We start from the raw sequence: 20,503 nt of genomic DNA, 5'->3' as shown, positions 1-20,503 counted from the left end.
CCCAAACGACAACCGCTAATAAGACAACATGGCTTGGGACGCCGCATATGCGGCGTTTTTTCTGGGCCGCACTGGAGACAGCAATGCGTATCGGCGTACCGAAGGAAACCAAGACTCTCGAAGGGCGCGTCGCGCTCGTTCCCGCCGCGGCGGGCGATCTGGTCAATCGCGGCCACGAGGTCTGGCTGGAAAAGGACGCGGGCATCAAGAGCGGCTTCAAGGACGCCGACTACACCCGTCTGGGCGTGAAGATCGCGCCGGATGCCGCCGCGCTGTACGAAAAGGGCGAGCTGATCGTCAAGGTCAAGGAGCCGATCGCCGGTGATCTGCAGCATCTGCGCAAGGATCACCTGCTGTTCTGCTACCTGCACCTGGCCGCCGAGCCGGTGCTGACCAAGCAGTTGCTCGACATCGGCCTGACCGGCGTCGCCTTCGAGACCGTCGAGCTGCCCAACGGCGATCTGCCGCTGCTGGCGCCGATGTCGATCATCGCCGGCAAGATCGGCGTGCAGGTCGGCACCCACCTGCTGCACCAGCCCATGAGCGGCAAGGGCAAGCTGCTCGGCGGCCTGCCGTCGACCGAACGCGGCAAGGTGGTGGTGTTCGGCGCGGGCCAGGCCGGCGGCGCTTCGGCGGCGCTGGCGGCCAGCGGCGGCTCCAACGTCACCGTGTTCGAAATGCGCCAGGACCGCATGGATCAGATGATGCGCCTGGGCAATAACGTCACCGCGTTGTTCCCGTACGTCGACGTCGTCGCCCGCGAAGTGGCTTCGGCCGACCTCGTCATCGGCGCCGTGCTCGTGACCGGCGCGCGCGCACCGCACGTGCTGACCCGCGAAATGCTCAAGGGCATGGAAGACGGCAGCGTGGTGGTCGACATCTCGATCGACCAGGGCGGCTGCTTCGAGACCTCGCGTCCGACCACCTGGAAGGAACCGACCTACGTCGAAGAGGGCGTGACCCACTTCTGCGTGACCAACATGCCCGGCGCGGTGCCGCAGACTTCTTCGCAGGCGATCTGCGCGGCGATCCTGCCGTGGGTCAACAAGCTCGCCGGCGGCGAGTGGCGCGGCAACCAGGCGCTGGTGCGCGGCATCAACGTCGAAGGCGGCAAGCTGATTCACCCGGCGCTGCAGGGGATGAAGCTTTAAGGCGGGGAATGAAAAGCGGGAATGGGGAACCGGGAATGGAAGGGACGGCCTGATTCGGGCCCCCGCCATGGCTTGATTCCCCGCCAGGGGCGGTGGGTTGAACGGGCACTTTGGGTGCTACCGTTCGCCCATCGCCTTTTTTCCATCCGCTATCAACCCAAAAACCCCGGGGGCAGTCACCGCGGGCCTGATCGGCGCAACCATTCCCCATTCCCGCCTCATCATTCCCCATTCCCCGCTTCTGCCGTATATTCAACGACTAACGAAACCATCCTAAGGCAGCACATCACGGTGGCGTCCGCTCCCACAGCCAGTCGCAAGAAGGTCAAGCCCACCGAAGCGACGGTCAACACGCCGTCGCCGAAGCGACAGCGCCTGATGCGCGATATCTCGCTGATCATCATCGCCCCGTTGCTGCTGTACCTGCTGGCCAGCCTGGTCACCTTCTCCCCGACCGACCCAGGTTGGTCGCATTCGGGCTCGATCACCGCGCCGCTGCACAACCTCGGTGGTCGCGTCGGCGCCTGGATCGCCGATGTGCTGCTGTATCTGTGCGGTTACGTCGCGTTTTTGCTGCCGATCATGCTCGCTGCGGTCGCCTGGATCGCGTTGTTCGGCATGGACACCGATGGCGACGGCGAGGCGGACCTGGGTCCGGCGCTGCGTCTGGTCGGGATCGTCGGATTCCTGGTGTCGGCCACCGGCCTGCTGCAATTGCGCTTCGGCCCGGCCGAGGATTTTTCCGCCGGCAGCGGCGGCATCCTCGGCCAGTTGGTCGGGCGTTCGCTGTACTCCGGCTTCGGCCCGGTCGGCGGCAATCTGTTCTTGCTGGCGCTGCTGCTGATCTCGGTGACCCTGGCCACCGGCATCTCCTGGTTCGCGGTCATGGACAAGCTGGGCCAGTGGACCATGGCGCTGGGCCCGGTGCTGAGCAAGCTGTTCCGCCGCGGCAGCCAGCAGGCGACCGAGTGGCGCCAGACCCAGGTCATGCGCGAGGAGCGCGAGGAAGCGCGCAAGGTTGATACCGAGCTGCGTTCCAAGCGCGAGAAGGTCAAGATCGAGCCGCCGCCGGCGCCGGTGGTGGAAAAGAGCGAACGCGCCAAGCGCGAAACCCAGATTCCGTTGTTCAACACCGGCGACGGCAGCGGCTTGCCGCCGCTGGCGCTGCTCGACGATCCCAAGCCGCAGGCCAAGGGCTACAGCGAAGAAACCTTGGAAACGCTGTCGCGGCAGATCGAGTTCAAGCTCAAGGATTTCCGCATCGATGCGCAAGTCATGGGCGCGTACCCGGGCCCGGTGATCACCCGGTTCGAGGTGCAGCCGGCGCCGGGCGTCAAAGTCAGTTCGATCAGCTCGCTCGACAAGGACATCGCGCGCGGCCTGTCGGTGAAGTCGGTACGCGTGGTCGATGTGATCCCGGGCAAGTCGGTGATCGGCCTGGAAACGCCGAATACCAGCCGCGAGATGATCTATCTCTCCGAATTGCTGCGTTCGAAGGAATACGACAAGTCCGGCAGCCCGCTGACCCTGGCGCTGGGCAAGGACATCGCCGGGCGGCCGACCGTCGCCGATCTGGCGCGCATGCCGCACTTGCTCGTCGCCGGCACCACCGGCTCGGGCAAGTCGGTCGCGGTCAACGCGATGGTGCTGAGCCTGCTGTACAAGGCCTCCGCGAAAGAGCTGCGGATGCTGATGATCGACCCGAAGATGCTCGAGCTTTCGGTCTACGAAGGTATCCCGCACCTGCTCGCGCCGGTCGTCACCGACATGAAGGAAGCCGCCAACGGCCTGCGCTGGTGCGTGGCCGAGATGGAGCGGCGCTACAAGCTGATGTCGATGATCGGCGTGCGCAACCTGGCCGGTTTCAACAAGAAGGTCCGCGACGCCGAGGAAGCGGGCCAGCCGATGATGGATCCGCTGTTCAAGCCCAATCCGGAGCTGGACGAGGCGCCGCGTCAGCTGGAGACCTTGCCGTTCATCGTCATCTTCATCGACGAATTCGCCGACATGATGATGATCGTCGGCAAGAAGGTCGAAGAACTCATCGCCCGTCTGGCGCAGAAAGCGCGCGCCGCCGGCATTCACTTGATCCTGGCCACCCAGCGCCCGTCGGTCGACGTCATCACCGGTCTGATCAAGGCCAATATCCCGACCCGCATCGCCTTCCAGGTGTCGAGCAAGATCGACTCGCGCACGATCCTGGATCAGTCCGGCGCCGAAACCCTGCTGGGCCACGGCGACATGCTGTACCTGCCGCCCGGCACGGCGATGCCCGAGCGCGTGCACGGCGCGTTCGTGTCGGACGAGGAAGTGCATCGCGTGGTCGAGCACCTCAAGCAGATCGGCGGCCGTCCCGATTACATCGAGGGCGTGCTCGACGAAGTGCAGACCATGGGCGACGGCTCCGTGGTCGGCGCGACCGGGCTGCCGGAAACCGCGAGCAGCGGCGGCGACGAGTCCGATCCGCTCTACGACGAAGCCGTGCGAATCGTCACCGAAACCCGCCGCGCGTCGATCTCCGGCGTGCAGCGCCGCTTGAAGATCGGCTACAACCGCGCCGCGCGCCTGATCGAGGCGATGGAAGCGGCCGGTATCGTGACCCCGCCTGAACATAACGGCGACCGCAGCGTGTTGGCGCCACCGCCGCCGAAGTAAGATTGCACGCCCAGGCACTTTGGGTGTGCGTATCGGGCGGCCCGATGCGCGCAAATCGCATTCGGAAGGTCAATGGCGCTCAAGGCGAAACTGCGGCGGATTGGCAAGCGTATCCCGCCGGTCTACTGGCTCGGCGGTCTGGTCAATTACCTCGGTTTCCGGCGTGAGCTTGCGCGCGAGCAAGCGCTCTACGACGCGCAGTCGCGGCGCGGTCCGGTCGCGGTGCCGCCGATGCTGCGATCGCCCGTCATCAGGCGACCAGGCGCGGCCGGCCTGGTCGTGCAAACCTTGTTCAGCCAGGGCTGCGCACACTGCCGGCCATCGCATTCAGGAGCTTTCCCGTGAATCGTTCCGCCCGTTGTTTCGCCGTCGCACTGTCGCTGTCCGCGTCGCTGTTCGCGGGTGTCGCCGCGGCGGGTGCCCGCGACGATCTGGGCGCCTTCACCCGCGGCCTGAAGGGCCTGGACGGGCAGTTCGCCCAGCAGGTCTTCGATGCCAACGGCAAGCTCAAGGAATCCTCCACCGGCCAGGTCGCGCTGTCCGCGCCGCGCCTGTTCCGCTGGGAGTACGTCAAGCCGTATCCGCAGTTGATCGTCGCCGACGGCAAGAAGGTGTGGGTGTACGAACCCGACCTGCAGCAGGTCAGCGTGCGTCCGCAAGGCGCGGAAGAACAGAACAGCCCGCTGGCCGCGCTGATCGATCCGGGCAAGCTCGACGCGATGTTCGTGGTCAAGGAAGCCGGCAGCAACGGCGGCCTGAACTGGCTGGCGCTGGAGCCCAAGAATCAGGGCGACGCGAGCTTCCGCAACGCCAAGCTCGGCTTCAACGCCAGCGGCCTGGTCAAGATGGAAATCGTCGACGCGCTCGGCCAGAAGACCGAGATCAGCTTCAGCGGCTGGAAGCGCAATCCCAGCTTCCCGGCGAGCACGTTCAAGTACGCGCCGGGCAAGGGCGTGGATGTGATCGGCGAGGGCTGATCCGACCGCGCTGAATTCGCTTGCGGCCGATGATCGCGGAGAGCGCACGAGACCCATGACTGCAGATCCGGATCGGCCGCGCAATTTCTGGATCCAGCCCAGCAAGGGACATACGCCGCGGACATTGGGTGTGGATGCGGCTTCGCTGCAGCGCATGCAGGCGGGATTGCGCTGCGTTTTGCCGCGGCTGTACGTGGAGTTGATGCAGGAGCAGAACGGCGGCGAACTGCGCCGTGCCATCATGCCTGCGCAGTTTCCCGGTGTGGTGATCGCCGAATTCGAGGCGATCGGCTTCGGCGCCGGGCTGACACTCGCCGAGCGGCTTGCATCCGATGGCAACCGGGGTTGCGGCGAGCAACAGCGACAGGCGGCATTGCGCTCGCTGGTCTCGCGTCAGCCGGAACGGCTGGTGGTATTCGCCTGCGATCTCGCCGCGGGCCTGCTGTGCTTCGACTGTCGCGATCGAAGCGCCGATAGCCACGGACCCGCGGAGCCGCCGATCGCGCACGTCGCCGCCGCCGACGAGGAGATGCTGGATTGGCGAATAAGGCCGCTGGCCGAGAATTTTTCCGCCTTGCTTCAGCAGCCGCGCGAGCAGCCGGAAACCATCGCCGTCGGCTTGCGCACCGGGCAGCCCTTCGAGGTCGCGGCCGCGGCTCTCGATCGCGCCTGGAATCTGGCGTTGATGCGGCGCGAAGACGACCGCAATGGACGCTTCGACTTCGAGCATTACTACGAAGTGCAGGTGCCGCTACGGATCGACGAAGGCGATATCGCAGCCTATGTCGCCCTCTATCCGGAACAGGCCGAGGCCATTCGCCAATGGTTCCAGAAAAACGGATCGGTAAGGCGCATCGTGTCGTACCTGTCGCCGAACCGTCATCGCTCGGGAAACTTCCTGTATCAAGACGACCCGCAGTACGACGCAATCCTGCACGTGCCGGCGCGTTCGTGGTTCGATCTCGGGCCGGCGCTGGCGCGTTTCGTTGCCGGAGCGACCGCTTCCACAACGGTGGAGCGGGCCGACTTCATCCGCGCCGAATGATTCGGGTCCGCCGCAACGACGCCGCCTTTACAGCGATTTTTCGTAGCGAATCGTAGTCAGGCCGCTGTTCCACTCTTCATCGGGATAGCGCGCGACTTCGCGATAGCCCAATGCGAGATACAGCCCCTGGCTGCCGGTATTGAAGGTGTCGGTTTCCAGGCTGGCCAGGCGCAGGCCTTCGGCGCGCATCGAAGCTTCCAGGGCGTTCATCAGCGCGCGTGCGATACCGCGGCGGCGACCGGCCGCGGCGACATGCAGCGCCTCGACGAAACCGCCTTCGCGATGGGCGAAGCCGAGCACCTCGCCAGCGATTTCGGCGATCACGAAATCGGGCCACTGCGACTCGACGAAGGCTTGCGCGACACGGTTGCGGTGGTAATCGGCGATCGCCTGTTCGGTCAGCTGCGGCCGCCAGGTGTCTTCGAAGGTTTCCGCGAGCAGCGCCAGCAGGGCGGTGCGGTCGGCGGCGACGGCGGGGCGGATCAGCGGTGCAGCGGTCATGGACGGCGTGGGGACGAGTGGGCGTAACGCGGCCTGTTCAGTATGGCGGCCGGGTCGCGACGGCGAGTGGCGGAACCGGTCGGCAGCGCGTCGCATGGGTCATGAACTGATACGACTGTCACATTTGTGCGCGACTCCTTACACTCGCACCATGACCCTGCCGCGCATCGATTGGTCCGGCTTGCTGGAAGCCGCGCCTTACTTCAACTCCGCCTTGATCGACGCGGTCGACCCCGAACAGGCGCCGGCGTTGCCGCCGCTGCCGCGCGCGGCGTGGTACTGGGACATCTTCAACGGCGAGGTGTCCAACGGCGGGTTCTCGCAGTACTTGCTCAATCAGGCATCGAGTCTGCCGGGGTTCGAGCGCGTGCCCGAGTTCGTCGCCGAGCATCCGCAGTTGCAGGACGCGTTGCCGTTCGTGCGGGTCGCGCATCGGGCCTGGGAGGAACTGCGGCCGGAGTTCGAGCAGGCGCGACTGCGCGATGAGTGGCCCGAGGATTTGTTCACCCGTCATGGCGAGCGGTTCGAGGCCCTGCAACAGACCTTCTTCAAGATCAATCACGGCATCGCCTGCCGCATGCATGGGGCGATCGTGCAGGCGCCGCACGAGTATTTCCGGATCGAGCCCATCGCCGGCGTGCCGGCGCGCGGCGTGGCCCACGTGCAGGCGCGCGAGGGCTGGCACCGGCTGCGCTTCAAGGATGGATTTCCGATCGGGCCGAATCTGCTGGAGACGCCGGACGGGCAGTGCGACGTGGTCTGGTTCAGCGACGACCGCGGCACCGTGGAGAGCGAGCGCGGCGGTTACGGCCGGCATGCGCGGCAGTGGCTGCATTTCGCCAGCCTGACCAGCGCGTCGATGGACTTCGAAGCCGGTCGCTTGCGCGTGCATCAGAACCAGCGCGCGCTGTGGGAACACCACGGGCTGAGCCAGCAGTTGTCGCACGAGGGCGCGGTCGAGCATTTGGGCCTGCACTTGCGCGGCAAGGAGTTGCTCAGCGAATTCTTCGATCGCGACGGCGGCCTGAACCTGCGCATCGAACCGGGCGAGGAGGGCAAGCGGCGGCTGCGTTTCTGGCCCGATGGCGCGCTCAACGTCGATTCGATCGAGGACGAGCAGGCGCGGGTGACGCGTTACCTGCGATGCCTGGATCGCGACGGAACCGATCTGGCGCCGGACGGAAACGGGCGTTTGCTCGAACTGATCGAGGAAAATGCCCGCCGCCGGCTGTGGCTCGAAGGCGCTTTGCGCGCAGGCCTGCTCGACGGCGAGGTGCTGCGTATGGAACTGGATTTCAGGAGCGGCGCGCAGCGGGAAATCTCGCGCACCCGCTACTTGGCCGGCCGGCCGGCGGAGACCGCGGCCGCACGGTGATCGTCGCTCACTCGGTTGCGGGCAATTGCGTGGGGAACCCGTGGGCCCGCGCCAGCCAGCCGGGCACGAAGCGTTGCAGCAACGGATGGCTGGTGGCCAGGTCGCGGTAGTAGTCGATTCGGCCTTGCCGATACCGCGCATACAGCACGGTCTGATCGGCGCTCTGCACGGCGGTCAGGGTCTGCGGGCCGGTGCCGGTTCGAGACAACGGCTTGCGGCGCGGGCGCCGGCCTGGTCGCAGGGCGGTCGGCCAGGTCTGGTCTGGTCTGGTCCGGCCTGGATTGGCCTGGATCGGCCGCAGCGAAACTCCGCGGCCGGACGTCCGGAGCGCCTGCGTGGCCGGTCGGCGCGCCGACCGGCCGAGCCCGGCAAACCGTGGCCGCCTCGCCTCCAGGCCGATCTTGTTATCGTGTCCGCCCCCTGCAACGAACCGGTTTTGCCCGTGGCCCGTCGTACTCCCCCCTTGGCCGAGGACGGCCGCGACCTGCTCAGCGTGGACCGCGACGGCCTGCGTCCGCTGGCCGAGCGCATGCGCCCGCGCAGTCTCGACGAGATGGTCGGCCAGCGCCGGCTGCTCGCGCCGGGTTCGGCGCTGCGCCGCGCGGTCGAATCCGGGCGCGTGCATTCGATGATCCTGTGGGGCCCGCCGGGCTGCGGCAAGACCACCCTGGCGCTGCTGCTGGCGCGTTATGCCGATGCCGAGTTCAAGGCGATCTCGGCGGTGCTCTCGGGCCTGCCCGAGGTCCGCCAGGTGCTGGCCGAGGCCGCGCACCGCTTCGCCGACGGCCGCCGCACGGTGCTGTTCGTCGACGAGGTGCACCGCTTCAACAAGACCCAGCAGGACGCGTTCCTGCCGCATATCGAGCGCGGCACGATCATCTTCGTCGGCGCCACCACCGAAAATCCCTCGTTCGAACTGAATTCGGCGCTGCTGTCGCGTTGCCGCGTGCACGTGATGGAGGCGGTCTCGCCCGAGGACATCCGGCAGACCCTGCGGCGCGCGCTGGAGGACGAGGATCGCGGCCTGGGCGCGCAGCCGGTCCGGGTCGAGGACGAGTTGCTGCTGCAGATCGCCACCGCCGCCGACGGCGACGTGCGCCGCGCACTGACCTTGCTGGAGATCGCCGCCGAACTGGCCGCCGACGAGGACGGGCAGATCACCGCCGCGACCCTGGCCCAGGTGCTGGCCGATCGCACCCGCCGTTTCGACAAGGGCGGCGAGCAGTTCTACGACCAGATCTCGGCGCTGCACAAATCCGTGCGCAGTTCCAACCCGGACGCGGCGTTGTACTGGTTCGCGCGCATGCTCGATGGCGGCTGCGATCCGCATTATCTGGCGCGCCGGTTGACCCGCATGGCGGTGGAGGACATCGGCCTGGCCGATCCGCGCGCGCTGCAGATGTCGGTCGACGCCTGGGATACCTACGACCGCCTGGGCAGCCCCGAAGGCGATCTGGCCCTGGCTCAGGTGGTGATCTATCTGGCCAGCACCGCCAAGTCCAACGCCGCCTACGCCGCCTTCAACGCGGCCAAGGCCGATGTCGGCCAGCACGGCGCCCAGGACGTTCCGCTGCATCTGCGCAACGCGCCGACCAAGCTGATGAAGCAGTTGGGTTATGGCAAGGGCTACCAATACGATCATGAGGCGGCTGACGGCATCGCCCTGGATCAGACCGGATTTCCCGATGCGATGGGCGAGCGGGTCTATTACCAGCCGGTGGAGCGCGGGCTGGAGATCAAGCTGGGCGAGAAGTTGAACCGGCTGCGGGCTCAGCGGGCGCGAGCGCGCGGCGAGCCGGCGGACCGAGGCGAGGACGAGGGCGAGGGCGAAGCGCGATGACTGGGATGTTCGGCATGGTCACGAGGTCTTTTGTGGGAGGGGCTTCAGCCCCGACGCTTTTCGCTCAATTGGCCTGGATACATCCTGCGTGAGCGAAAAGCGTCGGGGCTGAAGCCCCTCCCACAAAAAACTTCGGACTCGCGCTGCTGCCCGCACCGATGTCAGCCGGCACCGCGCAGTACCAGCATCGGCAACACACATGCCATCGCCACTCATGCCACTTCACAGAGCCCGCAACCGATGACCCGAACCGCTTTGCTGCAACTGCTTGCCGTCGGTCTGGGCGGCGCCTTCGGCGCGATGCTGCGCCACGGCGCCAACCTGCTGCTGCCTCGCGCGCCCGCGCCGTGGCCGGCGGTTTCCACCCTGTGCGTCAACGTGGTCGGCTGCCTGTGCGCGGGCATGCTGCTGGTGTGGCTGGGACAGCGCGAACACGCCGATTTCTGGCGCGCGCTGCTGCTGACCGGCGTACTCGGCGGGCTCACCACGTTCTCGGCCTTCGGCGTGGACCTGCTGGCGCTGCTGCGTGCGGCGCGTTACGACTGGCTGGCGCTGACCATCGCCGCGCATGTCGGCCTGGGCCTGCTGGCGATCGTCGCCGGTTGGAAGCTGGGGCAGTTGTGGTGGCCGGCGCAGGCGTGAGCGGCCGGGCCGGGAGCGGGCTTTCCTAAACAGCGATTTGTGTGCGAGAGCTTTTGTGGGAGGGGCTTGAGTCCCGACGCTTTTGCTCGCGACAGCGCAGATCCGCTGCAACGGATCGAACAATATCGGGGCTCAAGCCCCTCCCACAAAAGCCCTCCCAGCCAGGCAGCTCCCGCCACGCAGGGGCGGGGCGATCCAGGCAACTGCGGATTCAAACCCTCGTCGAGACAGCCCGGACCCGACCGCTCACTCGGCCCTGGGCGCGACCGGCAGCCGCGACATCCGCAGCACCTCGTCGCTGGGTGCCGAGGACTTGTTGGCCAGCACTTGCTGCAGCGACTCCACCTCCGCCCAGACCATGTGCTGCAAGGCCTGCAGCAAAGTGGTGCCGGCGTCGGACAGGCCCAGGCGGCCGTCGTGGCTCAACGCCAGCCCATCCTCGATCAACGCATGTTTCATGTGGCTGGTTTCAGGCTGCACCCCACGCTGCAGCCCCACCAGGACGCTCAGCAGAGCGTGCTCTCGCAGTGACACCTTGAACAAAATACTTTCCCCTCATCGCACCCGGCACCTATGTTTTATGTGCCGAAAGTCACGATATTGGATGCGATGTGATGACAGTTTTGACAGGGATCGATGCAAGTGAAAATGGCATTCACGCAAAGTCGGCAGTACGGTGCAGGCTGCTTGTAACTGTCATCTCGATCTTGCATCTTCACTGCCGCGCCATTCATCACCGCGCGTCTTCGCCGCGCCCGCCGGGACGACCGGCCGGCCGCCACCAGGAATCGGACCTCCATGCTGATCTACGACAAAGTCGTACCGCTCAATCGCCATACCCATCGCCGTCTGCGCCTGCGCGCGTCCCATCACAACGCCCGCTTCGCCGCCGAGCTCAACTCGGTGCCGGTGACCACCATCGAGTTCCCGCACGCCGCCGGCGAATACGCGATCGTGTTCGCGCGCCTGGAGAACGGTGACTTCCTGCCGGCCGTGGTGGTCGGGCTGCGCAATCAACAGAATCTGTACGTGGACGAGAACGCGCGTTGGAAGCGCGGCTACGTGCCGGCGTTCCTGCGCCAATATCCGTTCATGCTGGCCGAGGACCGCGACAGCGGCACGGTGACCGTGTGCGTCGACATCGCCTACGACGGCCTGTCGGAGGAAGAGGGCGATGCGTTGTTCACCGAAAGCGGCGAAGACGGCGAGACCCTGGGTCGCGCGATGGGCTTCCTGCAGGAACTGCACGGCGAGTTCAAGCGTACCGCCGCGTTCACCGCCAAGCTCAAGGAACTGAACCTGCTCGATCAGCAGGTGATCCGTTTCGGCGGCGAGGGCGAGCCGCAGCGCGAACTGGGCGGCGTGTACGTGGTGTCGGAGGAACGCCTGCTCCAGCTCGGGGACAACGTGGTCGTGGATTTGTTCAAGAGCGGCGCGTTGGGCCTGATCTATACCCACCTGGTGTCGATGCGCAATCTGGACCGGCTGTCCGAACTGGCCCAGTTGGGCGGGGCGGCCAAGTCCGACGCGGTGAACTGAGCCGAAGGTTCGGATCGGGCGACTCGCCGGATCGAGTCGGACGGTTCATCGGCGCGGTCGCAATGGCCGCGCCTTGGGCGGCGCTTGTCTGGGCGTGAGTGGCGATCGCGGGTTGGTCCGCGGGTCGCGCACTGGTCCTAAGCCCGCGCAGTTATCGAATTGGCGCGGTCGCGGCTTGCGCCGCTCCTACAGCGGCGGCGTTGGGGCGTATCCCCTGTAGGAGCGGCGCAAGCCGCGACCGCGCACCTGCCCGACGGCGGCGCAACTGTCGATGCGAGGCACTCGCGACCCTCGCTGCGTGGCTGAAAGCATCGACCGATACGACGAGCGTCGATTGCAGCTTTGTGTCAGCGTCGCGCGGACTCCATCGAAGCCTGTTGGGGCGTCGCGACCGCGCGACATCGCGCCAAACCGCGCATGCGCCACCGCAGATGACAACCTCGCGCGCGCATTCGGATTGCGGATGGAAGCACGCGATGCGTCGGCATGCGCTCGCAATACCACCCATCTTCGCTTGCTTCATTTCCGCCGTACGCGACGCGAACGCGGCCGAAGGATCGAGCCGCGGTCGCGCATGAGTGCGCGGGCAGCGAGCGAAACGACGCTTGATGCAAGCGCCGATCCGTCGCGGAACAACCAGGCATCCGGTATCGGAATGGCCGTCGAACCCACGCAACTACAACTCGCAACATGTCTCACCTGTGTGATACCGCTCATTCAACGATGAGATGACAGGTGACCGAATGCGTAATTCACAGGTCATTGCAACGACTTGTGACAAACCCGCGCATCGCTTGACAGAAGGATTACCACATTCGTGTGCCTTGTCATGCAGTAGTTCCACCAGCGTCACATAGCGCACCTAACGTGACGCCGTCTGCCGCCCCGACCGCCGGGCCGGCTCAACAGGGATGGTTCCGGGTCGATGCATCTACGCCTCATCGCAGCCGTTGGTCTGACTTTCCTCGGACCGACGGGCCTACACGCGCAGGAAACCTCCTCGGGCTCGCCCGGCGCCGCCGCGCCGGTGCGTTTCGATGTGATGGCCTATCAAGTGTTGGGCAACACCCAGCTCCCCACTATAGATATCGAGAAGGCCGTGTACCCGCATCTGGGGCCGCAGCGCAGCGAACAGGACGTGGAAGCCGCACGCGCCGCGCTGCAATCGCTGTACGACCAGCGCGGTTATCCGACGGTGAGCGTGGTGATCCCCGAACAGGACGCCTCCACCGGCCTGGTCACGCTGCAGGTCAACGAACAGAAGGTCGGTCGTCTGCGCGTGAATGGCGCGGACTATTTTTCGCCCGACGACATCGAGCGCCAGGCGCCGTCGCTGGCGCAGGGCAAGGTGCCCAACTTCAAGGACGTGCAACGCGACATCGTCGCGCTCAATCAGTTGCCCGATCGGCGGGTCACGCCGGAGATCAAAGCGGGCGCTACGCCGAACACGGTCGATGTGGATCTCAACGTCGAAGATTCCCTGCCGCTGCACGGCTCGCTGGAACTCAACAACCGCAACAGCGCCAACACCACCCGCCAGCGTCTGGCCGCGAGCGTGCGCTACGACAATCTGTGGCAGCGTGGCCATAGTGTCAGCCTGTCGATGCAGACCGCGCCGCAGCGCCGCGAGGACGCCGAGGTGTTTTCGGCGTCGTATCTGGCCCGGTTCGGTCGCTCGCCGTACTCGCTGCTGGGTTATGCGGTGCGCAGCAAGAGCGATATCGCGGTGGTCGGCGATCTCAACGTGATCGGCAACGGCACCTTGGCCGGTCTGCGGCTGATGCGCTCGTTCGCCGCGCGCGAGGGGTTCTATCACTCGCTGAGCCTGGGCGTGGATTACAAGGACTTCAACGAGGCCTTGGTGCAGGGCGCCGATCGCGGTTCGGTGCCGATCGAATATTTTCCCTTCAGCGTCAACTACAACGCAGATTGGGTCAAAGAGCATTCGGTCAGCGATCTGGCGTTGTCGGCGGTGTTCAACTTGCGCGGCATCGGCGACGGTCGTCTGGCTTTCGACGCCAAGCGCTATCAGGCCCAGCCCAACTTCTTCTATCTGCGCGCATCCGGATCGCATACCTGGAAATCTTCCAACGACGCGCAATTGATGCTGCGCCTGCAGACTCAGTTCGCCGGCGAACCCTTGATCAGCAACGAACAATTCAGCATCGGCGGTCTGGACAGCGTGCGCGGTTACTACGAATCCGAATCGCTGGGCGACATGGGCGCGGCGGCGACGCTGGAGGCGCGCACGCGTTCGTTCGCCGATGCCTTGGGCGACGCATTCCAGGAACTGCGCCTGCGCGCCTTCGTCGACGCCGGTTATGCGCGTATCAACGATCCACTGCCCGATCAGCTGCGCAGCGAAACCTTGGTCAGCGCCGGTCTGGGCGCTTCGCTCAAGGCGTTCGGGCATTTGAACGGTTCCATCGATGTGTCCCATCCGCTGTCCAGCCCGAACGGAAACGACCGCAAGCCCGACAAGGTCGAGGTGGGCGTGCGCGTGTGGGGCGAGTTCTAAGCAGGCGATAACCGGGCAGGAGGGATTTGCGCCCCGATGCCTTTGTTTCACTCGTCCGATGCCTCGACCGTCATAAGTCGAAACGCATCGGGCCTGAGGGCCCTCCCAGCGAGGGCGTACCGAAAACTTCTGGGGAAGTGTCGTGACTCAATTGCGCGTGTTGTTGGCCTGTTTGTTCCTGTCGCTGCTTTCGCTGCCGGTATCGGCGGCGTCGTGGTGGGACGGCAAATGGAATTACCGGGCCAAGATCGATCTCAACACGACCTCGGCCGGCGCCGCGGTCAGCGAGCCGGGCGGCCGCGCGCAGATTCTGGTGCGCCTGCATTCGGGCAACTTCAATTTCGCCGACGCCAAGGAAGACGGCAGCGACGTGCGTTTCCTCGCCGCCGACGACCGTACGCCGCTGAAGTATCACTTCGAGAAGTATGACGGCCTGGTAGATCAGGTCGCGCTGGCGTGGGTCGACGTGCCCAAGCTGGAAGCCAACGCGGCGTCGTCGATCTACGTCTATTTCGGTAATGCCGAAGCCACTCCGGGTGGCGACGCCAAGGGCAGCTACGACGCGGACAACGTCGCGGTCTACCACTTCGCCAATCAGGGCGCGGCCGGCAGCGATCAGACCGCTTACGCCAACAACGCGCAGGCGCCGTTGACCCTGGCCGAATCGGCGCTGATCGGCGCGGGCCTGCAATTGAACGGCCAGCAGCCGGTGACCGTGCCGGCATCGTCCTCGCTCAATCTCGCCGCTGCCCAGCCGTTGACCTTGTCGGCATGGATCAAGCCAACCGGAGCCAGCGCCAGCGGAGTAATCGCGTCGCTTCCGGGTGCACTGACACTCGGCCTGGAATCCGGCGTCCTCTACGCCGAAACCCCCAGCGCCACCGGCCCGCTTCGCACCTCCGCCGGCGCGCCGCTCACCGGCGAAGGCTGGGTGCACGTGGCCGTACGCGCGGCCGACAACAAGCTCGGCGTCTACCTCAACGGCGCACCGGTCGGTGAAGTCGCGGCAGCCTTGCCCGCGGCCAACGCCGGCCTGCTGATCGGCGGCGAGCGAGCGGCCGACGCGGTTGCGGCGCGGCCGAACTTCATCGGTCTGGTCGATGAGCTGCAACTGTCCAAGACCGCGCGCCCGCTGGGTCTGCTCCAGGCCGCCGCGCACAGCCAGGGCCTGGACGCGAAGCTGTTGACCTTCCAGCCGGTCGAGCAACATTCCGGCGACGGCGGCCACAACTACTTCGGCATCCTGTTCAACGCGCTCACCGTCGATGCCTGGGTGGTGATCGTGATCCTCGGCTTCATGGCCGTGATCTCGTGGTGGGTGATGATCGGCAAAGGCCTGTTCGTCAACACCACGTCCAAGGCCAACGAACGCTTTCTGCAGGCGTTCCGCAAGTACGCCGGCGAATATCCGCTGCACGATACGGCCTGGGTCAAGGGCGCGGAAGGCGACGGGCCGCTCAACGGCGAAAAATCCAATCTCGCGCGCCTGCTGGCGATCGGCCTGGACGAACTGCGCAATCGCGTCGCGGCTGCCGGCGGTCGTTCGGTGGTGCGTTCGCAGTCGATCGCCGCGATCCGCTCCGCGCTCGACGCCGCCGCGGTGCGCGAAGGCCAGCGCTTGAACAAGACGATGGTGCTGTTGACCATCGCCATCTCCGGCGGTCCGTTCCTGGGTCTGCTCGGCACCGTGGTCGGCGTGATGATCACCTTCGCCGCGGTGGCCGCGGCGGGCGATGTCAACATCAACGCGATCGCGCCCGGCATCGCCGCGGCGCTGCTGGCGACGGTCGCCGGCCTGGCCGTGGCCATCCCCGCACTGTTTGGCTACAACTACCTGCTCAGCCGCACCGAAGCGATCAGCGCGGACATGCAGGTGTTCGTCGACGAACTGGAAAAGCGCATCGCCGAGGATTACACCGGCGACGCGCCGCTGCCGGGGCACGTGGCGCGCAGCGTGTCGACGGAGACGCTGCCGTGAAGGTGCAGGGCAAGAAGCCTTACGACGACATCAACATTACGCCGATGCTGGATCTGGCGTACGTGCTGCTGGTGATCTTCATCATCATGTGCACCGCGGCGGTGCAGGGCATCAAGGTCGACCTACCCAAGGCCAGCGCCAGCCAGCCCTTGTCGGAGCCCAAGACCAAGGTCATCGCGATCGACAACGCCGGCCAGATCAGCATCGACGCGGTGCCGGTCAGCATGAGCGAACTGGAACAGCAATTGCGCAACGCGCTGGCCAACGACGCCGAGCTGCCGGTGATCCTGCGCGGCGATCGCGCCGTGCAGTACGAAAAAGTCATGGCCGTGCTCGACCTGTGCAGCAAGCTGGGCATTTCCTCGATCGGACTGGCGTCGCAGCGCCAGGCCGCCGGCTGAGGCCGCCACGCTCATGCCCGCGCCGAATACCTACGGCCAACCTTCGCGCTTCGCCCGCGCGCTCGGCCTCGTCGGCGCGCTCGGCGTATTCGCCGTGCTGGCGTGGCTGGTGTGGTCGCTGATGCAGGACTCGCGTCCGACGTCCAAGCGCATGCCGCCGCGCATCACTCAGGTGATGCTGCCGCCGCCTCCACCGCCGCCGCCTCCGCCGGAGCCGGAGAAAGTGCCGGAAGAGGAAAAACTGGTCGAGAACACGCCGTTCGAGGCGCTGGACACGCCCAAGGAAGACTCGCCCGAACCGCCCGGCGATCCGCTCACCGCCGAAGCCGGTCCTGGCAGCAACGAATTCGGACTGCAAGCCGGCGACGGCGGAGGCACCCGTATCGGCGGCAAGGGCGGTGGCGGCAATCCTTACGCCGGTTATGCCGCGATGGTGCAACGCACCGTGCAGCAGTACCTGCAGCAGAGCGAGAAAACCCGCAAGGGACGCTACAGCGCCACGGTGGCGATGTGGTTGAACGCCGACGGCACGATCCAGCGCTCGCAGGTGGTCGTCACCACCGGCAAGGCCGAGCTGGACGCGGCCATCGTCGCGGCTTTGCAGGGACGCTCGCTGCCGCAGGCGCCGCCGGCGGAGATGCCGCAACCGATCAACCTGCGCATCGGCGCGGTCTCGCCGGGATGAGATCGCGCCGCAACGATTCGCCGGGCCAGCACGCGATGCGCCCGAACTTATTCACTTCAGGACTCAACGCATGACCGCTTCGACTCGCTCCCACCGCCGCTTCAGATTCCGCGCGCTGACCCTGGCGCTGATCGCGCTGTGCGCCGCGCCCGCGCTGGCCGCGCCGCCGGTCGACGCATCGAAGATCAGCCCGGAAGTCACCCTCAAGCTCATCGATCTGCTGGTGGCCAAGGGCGTGATGACGCGCCAGCAGGCCGACGACATGATCGCCGAGGCGACCGCCAGCGCGGCCGCGCATCCCGCGATCGCGGCGCAGCCGGCGTATCAGACCCAGCCCGGCGCGGTGGTCGTGCCTTACATCCCCGAGGTCGTGCGCCAGCAGATCAAGGACGAGTTGCGCGCCGAAGTGACCCAGCAGGCCAAAAGCGAAGGCTGGGCGGCGCCGAATGCGCTGCCCGAATGGACCCAGCGCATCAGCTTCTACGGCGACCTGCGCGCGCGCGCCGAGGACGTGCTCAACGACGGCGAGAACTACCGCGAGTTCCCCAACTTCGCCGCGCTCAACAGCGGCACCGGCTACGACGTAGCCGACCCGGTCTCCAACCCGGTGCCCTACGTCAACACCACCAAGAACCGCGGCCGCATGCGCTTGCGAGCGCGCCTGGGCATGCACGCGCAGATCGCCGATTGGGTCGAGGCCGACCTGCGTCTGGCGACCGGCAGCGATCGCAGCCCGGTCTCGACCAATCAGACCCTCGGTGCCGGCGGCAACTTGTCCAAGTACTCGCTGTGGCTGGATCGCGCCTACATCCGGCTCAAGCCCACCGACTGGCTCAGCGCCGACGTCGGCCGCATCGCCAATCCGTTCTGGACCAGCGAACTGCTGTTCGACAACGACCTCAATTTCGACGGCGTGGCCTTGCAGACCAAGTTCGAGCACAGCCCGCAGTTCCGTTCTTTCGTCAATGTCGGCGCGTTCCCGGTGTTCAACACCGATTTCGACTTCGGCTCGACCCAGAAACAGGACAAGGAAAGCAGCCGCGACAAGTGGCTGTACGGCGTGCAGGCGGGCGCCGACTGGGCCTTCGCCGAGGACATGTCGCTGAAGCTGGGCCTGGGCTACTTCCTGTTCGACCACCTCAACGGCGAGTTCTCTTCGCCGTGCCTGGCGCCGACCTCCAAGGACGTGTGCGATACCGACCTGTCGCGCCCGCAGTTCCAGCAGTTCGGCAACACTGCGTTCGCGATCCGCAACATCGTGCCGGCCACCGGCGCACCGAACGGCCCGCAGCTGCAGTACTTCGGTTACGCCAGCGAGTTCGGCGTGGCCAACCTGCATGCCTCGCTGGAGATCGCCAGCTTCGATCCGGTCAAGATCGTGCTCGAGGCCGACGTGGTCAAGAACCTCAAGTACGACGCCGCGCGCATCCGTGCGCTGGGGCCGCTGAACAACTTCAAGCCGAACCTGGATCCGGCCGACACCACCGCGATCTTCGACGGCGGCGACATGGGTTATTACGTCAACCTGCTGGTCGGCCAGCCGAAGATCGCCAAGGCGTGGGACTGGAACGCCAGCGTCGGCTACAAGCGGATCGAATCCGACGCAGTGCCCGATGCGTTCACCGATTCGGATTTCCATCTGGGCGGCACCAACGCGCGCGGCTTCATCGTCGGCGGTTCGCTCGGTCTGGCGCGCAACACCTGGCTGGGACTGCGCTGGCTGAGCGCCAACGAGGTGACCGGCCAGCCGTATTCGGTCGATGTGGTCCAACTCGACCTCAACACTCAATTCTGATCCGGGAGCCGAGCGCATGAGCCTGTCCATCGCTTCGATCCGCCACGGCGCGCTGCGCAGCGCGCCGTTGTTGGCGGCCCTGTGGTTCGCCGCGTCTGCCGCGCACGCGCAGAGCGCCAGCGAGACCCGCCTGCGCGATGCGCTGCGCGACACCGCCGCGCGTCTGCGCACCGCCGAGGCGGCGCTCGCGCAGCAGCAGTCGGCCACCGCCGCGGCCGAACGCGAGCGCGACGCGCTCAAGACCCAGGCGCGCAAGCCGGCGCCGGCCGCGGACGGCGCACAGCTCGCGTCCTTGCAGCAACGGCTCGGTCAGGCCTCGGCCTCGGTCGAGCAGGCGCGTGAGGACGCGCAGAAGTGGCGCAGCGCGCAGGAGCAGGCCGCACAGCAGGCGCAGCAGAAAGAACGCGAGCGCGGCGAACTGGCGCAGCAGCTGGCGTCGACGCAGACGCGCGCGGCCGAGTGTGCCGCTGGCAGCGACGCGCTGTACCGCACCGGCCGCGAGCTGGCGCAGTTGTATCGCGATCCGAAGTATGCGCGCGGCAAGCGCCTGACTCTGATCGGCGTCGGTCAGATCGAGCGCGAGAACCGCGTGCGCGAACTGGAAGACCGGCTCGAAGACGAGCGAGCCAAAGCCGCGCAGTGCGGCGGCGGCGATGCGGCTGCGCGCACCGCCGCTAAAGGATCGGAATGATGGACGCGCCGCGCGCCTTTGCTGTTCGTCGCGCATGTCTGCGCGGTGTGGCCGTGCGCGCGGTGCTGGCGGCGTCGCTCGCGTGCGCGGCCACGGCCGTGCCGGCGCAGCCGCGGGTCCTGCCGGCCTCCAAACCGGCGCCGCCGCCGTGCGTGCAGGTGCGCATCGGCCAGGACCAGGCGGGACGTTGGGACTGCATCAACGATGCGTTCAAGGCCGAAGTGGACAAGACCGCGCAAGTCACGGCCGACGAGCCGCCGGGCGAGCGGGTGGTGCCGATCGAGCAGGGCCTGGCAGTGCCGGCGGCGACGCGGCAGCGGCTGGGCAACCAGTACGGCAAGTCGGTCACGCCGCAACGCCCGGAGCGTTCGTTCCCCACGCCGCCGCTCGCGCGGCCGCCGGGCGATTGAGGCGTGGACGCGCCGACAGCCAGTGCGATTGCGCGGCCGTTGCGAGGCCCGGACTGCGCGGTGCCGACTGGGGCGGCTGCGGCCTTGGTTCGTCGCGCTGAAAAAGCAGCGCAAGGCAGAATGTTCTACGAGCGGGCGCAGCGTTCTGGCGTCGGTTCGACGGCAGCAACAGCAACTGAAAATCTGCCGCGTCCTCGCTACGGGCGCCGCATGTTTTCGGACGCGGTAGCAACGGACCGATGTGCCGCCGCAGACGGCCCGTCCGTCGCTGTTGCGTTTGCGCCATCACCGTTTCCCACA

Annotated in this window: 19 protein-coding genes; 16 read left to right on the top strand and 3 right to left on the bottom strand. The window is 66.5% G+C overall.

Annotated elements, in window-relative coordinates; genetic code table 11:
• Nucleotides 1-83 precede the first annotated feature (83 nt).
• The 5 genes from ACTOWJ_RS23915 (at nucleotide 84) to ACTOWJ_RS23895 (ending at nucleotide 5,828) form a co-directional block, all read left to right on the top strand.
• The gene (locus tag ACTOWJ_RS23915; RefSeq protein ID WP_441337126.1) at nucleotides 84-1,151 is read left to right on the top strand and encodes an alanine dehydrogenase; all 1,068 of its coding nucleotides are present in this window, start codon (nucleotides 84-86) and stop codon (nucleotides 1,149-1,151) included.
• Between the two features lie 291 nt (nucleotides 1,152-1,442).
• Complete coding sequence (locus tag ACTOWJ_RS23910) at nucleotides 1,443-3,806, top strand: DNA translocase FtsK (RefSeq protein ID WP_441337125.1); 2,364 nt, start codon at nucleotides 1,443-1,445, stop codon at nucleotides 3,804-3,806.
• A 72-nt stretch (nucleotides 3,807-3,878) separates the two neighbouring features.
• Nucleotides 3,879-4,151 (top strand): hypothetical protein, encoded by a 273-nt coding sequence (locus ACTOWJ_RS23905; protein ID WP_441337124.1) that lies wholly within the window; start codon nucleotides 3,879-3,881, stop codon nucleotides 4,149-4,151.
• Complete coding sequence (gene lolA / locus ACTOWJ_RS23900; RefSeq protein ID WP_441337123.1) at nucleotides 4,148-4,783, top strand: outer membrane lipoprotein chaperone LolA; 636 nt, start codon at nucleotides 4,148-4,150, stop codon at nucleotides 4,781-4,783. Before ACTOWJ_RS23905 ends, lolA begins: the two co-directional genes overlap by 4 nt.
• A 55-nt stretch (nucleotides 4,784-4,838) precedes the next feature.
• Nucleotides 4,839-5,828: an SMI1/KNR4 family protein gene (locus ACTOWJ_RS23895; protein ID WP_441337122.1), complete on the top strand. Its 990-nt coding sequence runs from the start codon at nucleotides 4,839-4,841 to the stop codon at nucleotides 5,826-5,828.
• 27 nt (nucleotides 5,829-5,855) lie between these two features.
• On the opposite strand, the gene ACTOWJ_RS23890 is transcribed toward ACTOWJ_RS23895, so the two are convergent.
• Complete coding sequence (locus tag ACTOWJ_RS23890) at nucleotides 5,856-6,329, bottom strand: GNAT family N-acetyltransferase (protein WP_441337121.1); 474 nt, start codon at nucleotides 6,327-6,329, stop codon at nucleotides 5,856-5,858.
• 151 nt (nucleotides 6,330-6,480) lie between these two features.
• On the opposite strand from ACTOWJ_RS23890, the gene ACTOWJ_RS23885 reads away from it, so the two are divergent.
• Nucleotides 6,481-7,704, top strand: coding sequence for a DMP19 family protein (locus tag ACTOWJ_RS23885; protein ID WP_441337120.1), 1,224 nt, complete (start codon nucleotides 6,481-6,483; stop codon nucleotides 7,702-7,704).
• Nucleotides 7,705-7,711: 7 nt separating this feature from the next.
• On the opposite strand, the gene ACTOWJ_RS23880 is transcribed toward ACTOWJ_RS23885, so the two are convergent.
• The gene (locus tag ACTOWJ_RS23880) at nucleotides 7,712-7,912 is read right to left on the bottom strand and encodes a putative peptidoglycan-binding domain-containing protein (protein ID WP_441337119.1); all 201 of its coding nucleotides are present in this window, start codon (nucleotides 7,910-7,912) and stop codon (nucleotides 7,712-7,714) included.
• 321 nt (nucleotides 7,913-8,233) lie between these two features.
• On the opposite strand from ACTOWJ_RS23880, the gene ACTOWJ_RS23875 reads away from it, so the two are divergent.
• Both ACTOWJ_RS23875 and ACTOWJ_RS23870 read left to right on the top strand, forming a co-directional pair.
• Nucleotides 8,234-9,544 carry a replication-associated recombination protein A gene (locus tag ACTOWJ_RS23875; RefSeq protein ID WP_441337287.1) on the top strand — a complete coding sequence of 437 codons (1,311 nt, stop codon included), beginning with the start codon at nucleotides 8,234-8,236 and terminating at the stop codon, nucleotides 9,542-9,544.
• A gap of 240 nt (nucleotides 9,545-9,784) precedes the next feature.
• Nucleotides 9,785-10,186 (top strand): fluoride efflux transporter FluC, encoded by a 402-nt coding sequence (locus tag ACTOWJ_RS23870; RefSeq protein ID WP_441337118.1) that lies wholly within the window; start codon nucleotides 9,785-9,787, stop codon nucleotides 10,184-10,186.
• A 246-nt stretch (nucleotides 10,187-10,432) separates the two neighbouring features.
• On the opposite strand, the gene ACTOWJ_RS23865 is transcribed toward ACTOWJ_RS23870, so the two are convergent.
• Nucleotides 10,433-10,645, bottom strand: a complete 213-nt coding sequence (locus ACTOWJ_RS23865) for a hypothetical protein (RefSeq protein WP_441337117.1) — start codon at nucleotides 10,643-10,645, stop codon at nucleotides 10,433-10,435.
• Between the two features lie 339 nt (nucleotides 10,646-10,984).
• On the opposite strand from ACTOWJ_RS23865, the gene ACTOWJ_RS23860 reads away from it, so the two are divergent.
• The 8 genes from ACTOWJ_RS23860 (at nucleotide 10,985) to ACTOWJ_RS23825 (ending at nucleotide 20,203) form a co-directional block, all read left to right on the top strand.
• Nucleotides 10,985-11,725 carry a SapC family protein gene (locus tag ACTOWJ_RS23860; RefSeq protein WP_441337116.1) on the top strand — a complete coding sequence of 247 codons (741 nt, stop codon included), beginning with the start codon at nucleotides 10,985-10,987 and terminating at the stop codon, nucleotides 11,723-11,725.
• A 925-nt stretch (nucleotides 11,726-12,650) separates the two neighbouring features.
• Entirely contained in the window at nucleotides 12,651-14,243 is a 1,593-nt protein-coding gene (locus ACTOWJ_RS23855) for a ShlB/FhaC/HecB family hemolysin secretion/activation protein (RefSeq protein ID WP_441337115.1), read from the top strand.
• A 142-nt stretch (nucleotides 14,244-14,385) separates the two neighbouring features.
• Nucleotides 14,386-16,221, top strand: coding sequence for a DUF2341 domain-containing protein (locus tag ACTOWJ_RS23850; protein WP_441337114.1), 1,836 nt, complete (start codon nucleotides 14,386-14,388; stop codon nucleotides 16,219-16,221).
• Nucleotides 16,218-16,622: an ExbD/TolR family protein gene (locus ACTOWJ_RS23845; RefSeq protein WP_441337113.1), complete on the top strand. Its 405-nt coding sequence runs from the start codon at nucleotides 16,218-16,220 to the stop codon at nucleotides 16,620-16,622. The genes ACTOWJ_RS23850 and ACTOWJ_RS23845 overlap by 4 nt, the downstream gene beginning before the upstream one ends.
• Nucleotides 16,623-16,635: 13 nt before the next feature.
• A complete protein-coding gene (locus ACTOWJ_RS23840; protein WP_441337112.1) occupies nucleotides 16,636-17,307 on the top strand; it encodes a TonB C-terminal domain-containing protein in 672 nt (223 codons plus the stop codon).
• Between the two features lie 70 nt (nucleotides 17,308-17,377).
• Nucleotides 17,378-19,102, top strand: a complete 1,725-nt coding sequence (locus ACTOWJ_RS23835) for a putative porin (RefSeq protein ID WP_441337111.1) — start codon at nucleotides 17,378-17,380, stop codon at nucleotides 19,100-19,102.
• Nucleotides 19,103-19,118: 16 nt separating this feature from the next.
• On the top strand, nucleotides 19,119-19,793 hold the full coding sequence (locus ACTOWJ_RS23830) for a hypothetical protein (protein ID WP_441337110.1): 675 nt from the start codon (nucleotides 19,119-19,121) through the stop codon (nucleotides 19,791-19,793).
• Nucleotides 19,793-20,203: a hypothetical protein gene (locus tag ACTOWJ_RS23825; RefSeq protein ID WP_441337109.1), complete on the top strand. Its 411-nt coding sequence runs from the start codon at nucleotides 19,793-19,795 to the stop codon at nucleotides 20,201-20,203. Before ACTOWJ_RS23830 ends, ACTOWJ_RS23825 begins: the two co-directional genes overlap by 1 nt.
• Nucleotides 20,204-20,503 lie beyond the last annotated feature (300 nt).

This window comes from Lysobacter sp. CA199, assembly GCF_052078715.1.
In the GTDB taxonomy this organism is placed as follows: Bacteria; Pseudomonadota; Gammaproteobacteria; order Xanthomonadales; family Xanthomonadaceae; genus Lysobacter.
The sequence above is the reverse complement of the archived record's forward strand: the minus strand, read 5'-3'. Positions and strand labels throughout refer to the sequence as shown.

Excerpts from the sequence above, each read along its gene's own strand:
- ACTOWJ_RS23870 (WP_441337118.1), top strand. The coding sequence starts at position 9,785 with ATGACCCGAACCGCTTTGCTGCAACTGCTTGCCGTCGGTCTGGGCGGC.
- ACTOWJ_RS23830 (WP_441337110.1), top strand. The coding sequence starts at position 19,119 with ATGAGCCTGTCCATCGCTTCGATCCGCCACGGCGCGCTGCGCAGCGCG.
- ACTOWJ_RS23835 (WP_441337111.1), top strand. The coding sequence starts at position 17,378 with ATGACCGCTTCGACTCGCTCCCACCGCCGCTTCAGATTCCGCGCGCTG.
- ACTOWJ_RS23915 (WP_441337126.1), top strand. The coding sequence starts at position 84 with ATGCGTATCGGCGTACCGAAGGAAACCAAGACTCTCGAAGGGCGCGTC.
- ACTOWJ_RS23875 (WP_441337287.1), top strand. The coding sequence starts at position 8,234 with ATGCGCCCGCGCAGTCTCGACGAGATGGTCGGCCAGCGCCGGCTGCTC.
- ACTOWJ_RS23855 (WP_441337115.1), top strand. The coding sequence starts at position 12,651 with ATGCATCTACGCCTCATCGCAGCCGTTGGTCTGACTTTCCTCGGACCG.
- ACTOWJ_RS23895 (WP_441337122.1), top strand. The coding sequence starts at position 4,839 with ATGACTGCAGATCCGGATCGGCCGCGCAATTTCTGGATCCAGCCCAGC.
- ACTOWJ_RS23890 (WP_441337121.1), bottom strand. The coding sequence starts at position 6,329 with ATGACCGCTGCACCGCTGATCCGCCCCGCCGTCGCCGCCGACCGCACC.
- ACTOWJ_RS23865 (WP_441337117.1), bottom strand. The coding sequence starts at position 10,645 with ATGAAACATGCGTTGATCGAGGATGGGCTGGCGTTGAGCCACGACGGC.
- ACTOWJ_RS23905 (WP_441337124.1), top strand. The coding sequence starts at position 3,879 with ATGGCGCTCAAGGCGAAACTGCGGCGGATTGGCAAGCGTATCCCGCCG.
- ACTOWJ_RS23860 (WP_441337116.1), top strand. The coding sequence starts at position 10,985 with ATGCTGATCTACGACAAAGTCGTACCGCTCAATCGCCATACCCATCGC.
- ACTOWJ_RS23885 (WP_441337120.1), top strand. The coding sequence starts at position 6,481 with ATGACCCTGCCGCGCATCGATTGGTCCGGCTTGCTGGAAGCCGCGCCT.
- ACTOWJ_RS23840 (WP_441337112.1), top strand. The coding sequence starts at position 16,636 with ATGCCCGCGCCGAATACCTACGGCCAACCTTCGCGCTTCGCCCGCGCG.
- ACTOWJ_RS23825 (WP_441337109.1), top strand. The coding sequence starts at position 19,793 with ATGGACGCGCCGCGCGCCTTTGCTGTTCGTCGCGCATGTCTGCGCGGT.